Origin of the sequence: Micromonospora sp. ATA51 (assembly GCF_016802855.1) — a bacterium.
Taxonomy (GTDB): domain Bacteria; phylum Actinomycetota; class Actinomycetes; order Mycobacteriales; family Micromonosporaceae; genus Micromonospora; species Micromonospora sicca.
In genome coordinates, this window is sequence record NZ_JAEVHJ010000375.1 from 1 (window position 1) to 5927 (window position 5927).

The window sequence follows — 5927 nt, forward strand, 5'->3', positions numbered from 1 at the left end:
CGCCGCGCCGCCGCCGTACTGGCCGCCGGCTCCCTTCGCCGGCCACCCGCCCCACGGCGGGTATCCGCCGGCCGGGGGCGCGCCATGGCTGCCCGCTGCCGGGTACGACCCCCAGGATCCGCTGGTCACGCCGCCGGGGGCCGGCGTCGCCGGCTGGTTCCAGCGCGGCGCCGGCGCGCTGCGCCGGAGCTGGCGCGTCCTGCTGCCGATCATGCTGATCACTCAGGGGTTGCCGGGCATCGCGATCACGCTGTTCGCGCTGCCGTTCTACCCGCACCCCACCCTCACGGTCACCGCGCCGGGTGAGCCGCCCGCCCCGTTCCCCGCCGACTACTTCCGCGAGCTGCTCGTCTTCTTCGGAGTGGCGCTCGTGGTCGGGGTCTTCGCGCTGGCCGTCCAGTGCGTCGGCTGGGCGGCCGGCACCTGGGCGGTCACCCGGCAGGCGGCCGGCGAGCCGGTGACGGTGGGCGGCGCGCTGCGCTACGGCCTGCGGCGGGCGCCGGCGCTCTGGGGCTGGATGCTGCTCGTGTTCGCGATGGTGCTGGTCGGCACGATCTTCTGCTACCTGCCCGGGATCTATCTGATGTGCGCGCTCAGCCTGGCCGGCCCGGTGCTGCTCTTCGAGCGGGTCAACCCGATCGCCCGGTCCTTCAAGATCTTCCACGCCCGGTTGGGGCAGGTGCTCGGCCGGGTGCTCCTGGTCGGGCTGCTGGCGACGATCAGCTCGATGGTGGCCGTACCGGTGCAGATGATCATCAGCCTGGCCGGCGGGCCGGCCGGCGCCTTCGAGATCACCGCCGGCACCGTCGTGGGCTCGGTGGTCACCGTGCTGCTCTACCTGCCGGCCTGGCTGGCCTACCTGATCGGTCTCGTCGTGACGTACGCCGAGCAGCGGGCCCATGAGGGCCCGGTGAACTCCGCCCGACTCGCGGCGGAACTCGGCTGAGCGAGCCCATCGTGCTTGCACTCGGCAAGGGAGAGTGCTAAACAGGTCATTGGCACTCGCATACCGTGAGTGCCAATGGTCGGGGCGGTAGGGCCACGGCTGCGCCGGCGTCTCGATGGCGCCGGAGCGGCACATGGCCGGTCGTCGCGGGCTGTCCGGCCCGACCGAGGAGACGTCGTCGTCGCCAGGTGGCGACGTCCCCTAGGTGCGTACACCAGGCGGCCCATCCGGGGCACACACTCGGGTGGCCCGTGAGTGTCCAGGAGGACAACGCCGTATGGCCAAGATGATCGCGTTCGACGAAGAGGCGCGCCGCGGCCTCGAGCGGGGCATGAACCAGCTCGCCGACGCCGTGAAGGTGACGCTCGGCCCCAAGGGCCGCAACGTCGTGCTCGAGAAGAAGTGGGGTGCCCCCACCATCACCAACGATGGTGTGAGCATCGCCAAGGAGATCGAGCTCGAGGACCCGTACGAGAAGATCGGCGCCGAGCTGGTCAAGGAGGTCGCCAAGAAGACCGACGACGTGGCCGGTGACGGCACGACGACGGCGACCGTCCTGGCTCAGGCCCTGGTTCGCGAGGGCCTGCGCAACGTGGCCGCCGGTGCGAACCCGATGGCCCTGAAGCGGGGCATCGAGGCCGCCGTGGCCAGCGTCTCGGAGGAGCTGTCCAAGCTCGCCAAGGACGTCGAGACCAAGGAGCAGATCGCCTCCACCGCCTCCATCTCCGCCGGTGACAGCACCGTCGGTGAGATCATCGCCGAGGCGATGGACAAGGTCGGCAAGGAAGGCGTCATCACCGTCGAGGAGAGCAACACCTTCGGCCTGGAGCTCGAGCTCACCGAGGGTATGCGCTTCGACAAGGGCTACATCTCCGCGTACTTCATGACCGACCCGGAGCGTATGGAGGCCGTCTTCGACGACCCGTACCTCCTGATCGTCAACAGCAAGATCTCGTCGGTGAAGGACCTGCTCCCGATCCTGGAGAAGGTCATGCAGGGCGGCAAGCCGCTGCTGATCATCGCCGAGGACATCGAGGGCGAGGCCCTGGCGACCCTGGTCGTCAACAAGGTCCGCGGCACCTTCAAGTCGGTCGCCGTCAAGGCGCCGGGCTTCGGTGACCGCCGCAAGGCCATGCTGGCCGACATCGCCATCCTCACCGGTGGCCAGGTCATCAGCGAGGAGGTCGGCCTCAAGCTGGACGCCGTCAGCCTCGACATGCTGGGCCGCGCCCGCAAGGTCGTGGTGACCAAGGACGAGACCACCATCGTCGACGGCGCGGGTGACGCCGAGCAGATCCAGGGTCGGGTCAACCAGATCCGCGCCGAGATCGAGAAGAGCGACTCCGACTACGACCGGGAGAAGCTGCAGGAGCGCCTGGCCAAGCTGGCCGGCGGTGTTGCGGTGATCAAGGTCGGCGCGGCCACCGAGGTCGAGCTCAAGGAGCGCAAGCACCGCATCGAGGACGCCGTCCGCAACGCGAAGGCCGCCGTCGAGGAGGGCATCGTCCCGGGTGGTGGCGTCGCGCTGGTGCAGGCCGGCAAGACCGCCTTCGACAAGCTGGACCTGACCGGCGACGAGGCGACCGGCGCGCAGATCGTCAAGATCGCGCTGGACGCCCCGCTGCGGCAGATCGCCGTCAACGCCGGCCTCGAGGGTGGCGTGGTCGTCGAGCACGTCCGCAACATCGAGGCGGGCTGGGGCCTGAACGCCGCCAACGGCGAGTACGTCGACCTGCTGGCCGCGGGCATCATCGACCCGGCCAAGGTGACCCGCTCGGCGCTGCAGAACGCCGCGTCGATCGCGGCGCTCTTCCTCACCACCGAGGCCGTCGTGGCGGACAAGCCGGAGAAGACCCCGGCCGCCCCGGCTGGTCCGGGTGGCGGGGAGATGGACTTCTGAGTCCAGTTCCACCGAACGCCGAAAGGGGGCGGGCCGCGTCAGCGGTCCGTCCCCTTTCCGTCCGTCACGTCGGCAGCGGCCGCTGGTTGCGTCGTTTGTGCGTCCGGTTGTACGGCGGCCGGATCCGGACCGGCTCGTCGACCGGTTGCCGGGTCTCCTCGGCCGCCGGCGCGTCGGCGCCGGCCAGCTCCGCCAGCTGCTCGGCGTCGCCGTAGTCGAGCCGGTCGAACGGCAGTTGCCCGGGGAGTTCACCGACCGGTGGCCAGCTCGCGGGCTGGTCCTCGATCCGTTCGTCATCCGTGGTCATGGCTGCCTCCTCTACGGGCAACCGTAGGGGGCGGTCGATGACCGGCACGGGCGAATGGCATTATTGGCGTCTATATCCCTTTCGCCCTTTTAATTACCCGACCGGGTGCCCGTCGATCGCCTTCCGGTACAGGAAGAAGACCCGCTCGATCCGCGCGCCCGCGCTGCCCGAATAGAACGGCACCGGGCCCACCCAACCGATCTGCGCCGCGCCGATTCCCGCCACCGCCTGATCCCGCAGGCAGCGGCGCAGCAGCACCCCGCCGATGCCGGAGCCCTCCGCAGCCGGGGCCGTCCCCATCGGGCCGAACCAGCTCGGTCGCGCGGAGCCGTACGCCGCGAAGCCCAGGATCTCGCCGTCCCGCTCCGCCAGGTGCGCCCCGGCGTCCGGCCGCCCCACCGAGCCGGCCAGCTCGCCGTCCCACGTCCCGCCGAAGGTGCGCGGGCGAAGGCGGCCAGCGCGGCCAGGTCCGCCGGCTCGGCCCGGCGTATCGTGACGCCCTGACCGGCCAGCCGGCGTTCGGCCGCCTCCGTGGAGCGCAGCGCCGGCGAGCCCTCCGACAGGTCCGCGGTCATGTTCCACGCCGTACGGTCCTGCCGGTAGCCGAGCCGCAGCGCGGCGCAGACCGCCGGGGTGTAGCGCACGTCGACGCCCGGCCAGGCGTAGTACGGCGGATTCCCGGCCAGCAGCAGCTCGACCGCGCCCAGCCCGGCGAGCCGCCGTTCCGCCTCGGCCAGCAGGGCCCGCCCGACACCCCGGCGGCGCTCCCGCGGCGCCACCGCCACCAGGTCGACGTGCCCGAGCCGCGGGTCCCGCTGCGCGACCGACCCGACCAGCACCCCCACCAGCTCGGCCCCGCGCACCGCGCCGATCAGCAGCACCGGGCGGTCGGCCGCCGCTCGGGTGGTCAGGGTGTCCAGGATCGCCGGCGCTCGGCGGCGTCCTCGGGCAGGTCGAGCGCCTGCCGGCAGAGGTCGACGACGGCGGGCAGACGGTCAAGGTCCAGCTCGATGATCTCCGCGTCCATGGTCGCCGACCCTAGGTCATCCGGCGGCCCGGCGGCACCGTCGAATCGGCCCGGTTCCGCTCACCCGGCGCGGGCGGCCCGGACGGCGGCGTACGCGTCGACCAGGCCGGCGCCGACCAGGTCAGCGTCGCCGCCGCAGCGGCGCCCGGTCGGGTCGTCCGGGCGGACCCCGGCCGGGGTGGCGGTCTCCCGCAGGATCCGCCGGGTCCGCGCCAGGTCGCCGACCAGCGCCGGGTTCGCCGACCACATCAACGCCACCACCCCCGCCACCTGCGGGGTCGCCATCGAGGTGCCGGACAGGGTGGCGTAACCCCCACCCGGGAATGCGGACAGCACGTCCGCGCCGGGCGCGACCAGGTCCGGTTTGGCCGCCCCGCCGGCCGCCGGCCCCCGGCCCGAGAAGCGGGTGAGCTGCGCGCCCGGTCCACCGCGCCCACGGTCAGCACGTCCGGGTACGGGGCCGGCGGGTCGGCCACCGAACCGCAGTACGGGCCGGTGTTGCCGGCCGCCGCGACCACCAGGATGCCCGCCGCCGCCAGCGCGGCGGTGGCCGGCCGGAGCGCCCCGGGGTCGCAGCCCTCGATCGGCGGGCAGCCCCACGAATTGGTCAGCACGTCCGGCGCCCGGTCCGGCCGCCCGTCGGTGAACGGGTCCCCGCCGAACGGGAAGGGCGCCAGCATGAACTGCAGGCAGTCCAGGTAACGCGCCGGGCTGCCCAGGTTGCGGTCCAGGTTGACGCAGCCCACCCAGCGGGCGCCGGGGGCGACGCCGATCCCGCCCCGGCCGACCGCGCTACCCGCCGTGTGGGTGCCGTGCCCGCCCTGGTCGTTCGGGGTGCGGGTGTGCGCCCACGGGTCGTACCAGGAGTCGTCGCCGCCGCGGAAGCCGGCGGCCAGCGCCGGGTGCCGACCGTCCACCCCGGAGTCGGAGGCGCCGACCACCACGCCCGAGCCGGTCACGCCCAGCTCGGACCAGACCCGGTCGGCGCCGATCAGCGCGACGTTCCAGGCCGCCCGGCCGGCGCGGGCACCCTGCCACGAGCGGGCCGGGCCGCCGCCGGCAGCGGGCGCAGCCGCTGGCTGACCAGCACCCGGGCCACCTCGGGCCGACCGGAGAGCCAGGCCCGCACCTCCGGCCCGCCGTCCGTCTCCATGGCGTTGACCAGGTAGTACGGCGTCGGGTGCAGGCGCAGCCGGGTCAGCTCCCGGCGCAGCCCCGCCTGGGTCCGGTCGGCCGTGGCCACCAACCGCCGGTAGACCTCGGCGGCCCGGGCGTCCCGGCCGGCCCGACCGGGCGCCCCGGTCGGGATGCCGTCGAGGTCGGCCTGCTCGCGGAGCACCACCAGCAGCCGGTCGCCGTACAGCCCGGGCTGCCCGGGGACCACGTACACCACCGCGACCGCGGCGAGCAGGGTTGCGGCGGCCACCCCGGCCACCCGGCGGCGGGGCGTGCCGGCGCGCGGCCGGGCCAGCAGGACGCCGTACCCGACGGCGAGCAGCACCGCGACGGCGAACGCCGCGCCGGTCGCGACCGCGACCCAGTACGGCACGTCGCGGGTGGTCGCGAGGAGCACCGTGAGCTCCTCCGGGTCGGCGAGGGCCAGCGGGCCCAGCACGCCGAGCCCGACCAGCCAGCGCACCGGGGCGCGGCCGACCGACATGGCCGAGGTGACCGGACCGGGCACCACCATTCCCGGTCGGTCGATGGCCAGCGCCCGGCGCATGGTCTGGGTCGCCCCGCTGCGCGC

At 73.8% G+C, this 5927-nt stretch carries 3 protein-coding genes and 2 pseudogenes; 2 read left to right on the top strand and 3 right to left on the bottom strand.

Annotated features, from left to right (window positions below; translation table 11 throughout):
* Both JNW87_RS33430 and groL read left to right on the top strand, forming a co-directional pair.
* A partial coding sequence (locus tag JNW87_RS33430) for a hypothetical protein (protein WP_238455050.1) occupies positions 1-946 on the top strand: 946 nt, incomplete at its 5' end.
* Between the two features lie 277 nt (positions 947-1223).
* Positions 1224-2846: a chaperonin GroEL gene (gene groL / locus JNW87_RS33435; protein WP_109805329.1), complete on the top strand. Its 1623-nt coding sequence runs from the start codon at positions 1224-1226 to the stop codon at positions 2844-2846.
* Positions 2847-2910: 64 nt separating this feature from the next.
* Here groL and JNW87_RS33440 read toward each other — a convergent pair whose 3' ends face one another.
* From JNW87_RS33440 to JNW87_RS41015, 3 genes and pseudogenes are all read right to left on the bottom strand, one after another.
* A complete protein-coding gene (locus JNW87_RS33440) occupies positions 2911-3153 on the bottom strand; it encodes a hypothetical protein (RefSeq protein WP_109805328.1) in 243 nt (80 codons plus the stop codon).
* A 93-nt stretch (positions 3154-3246) separates the two neighbouring features.
* Positions 3247-4180, bottom strand: a pseudogene (locus tag JNW87_RS33445) (GNAT family N-acetyltransferase).
* A gap of 60 nt (positions 4181-4240) precedes the next feature.
* Positions 4241-5831: pseudogene (locus tag JNW87_RS41015) on the bottom strand (S8 family serine peptidase); the annotation flags it as partial.
* Positions 5832-5927 lie beyond the last annotated feature (96 nt).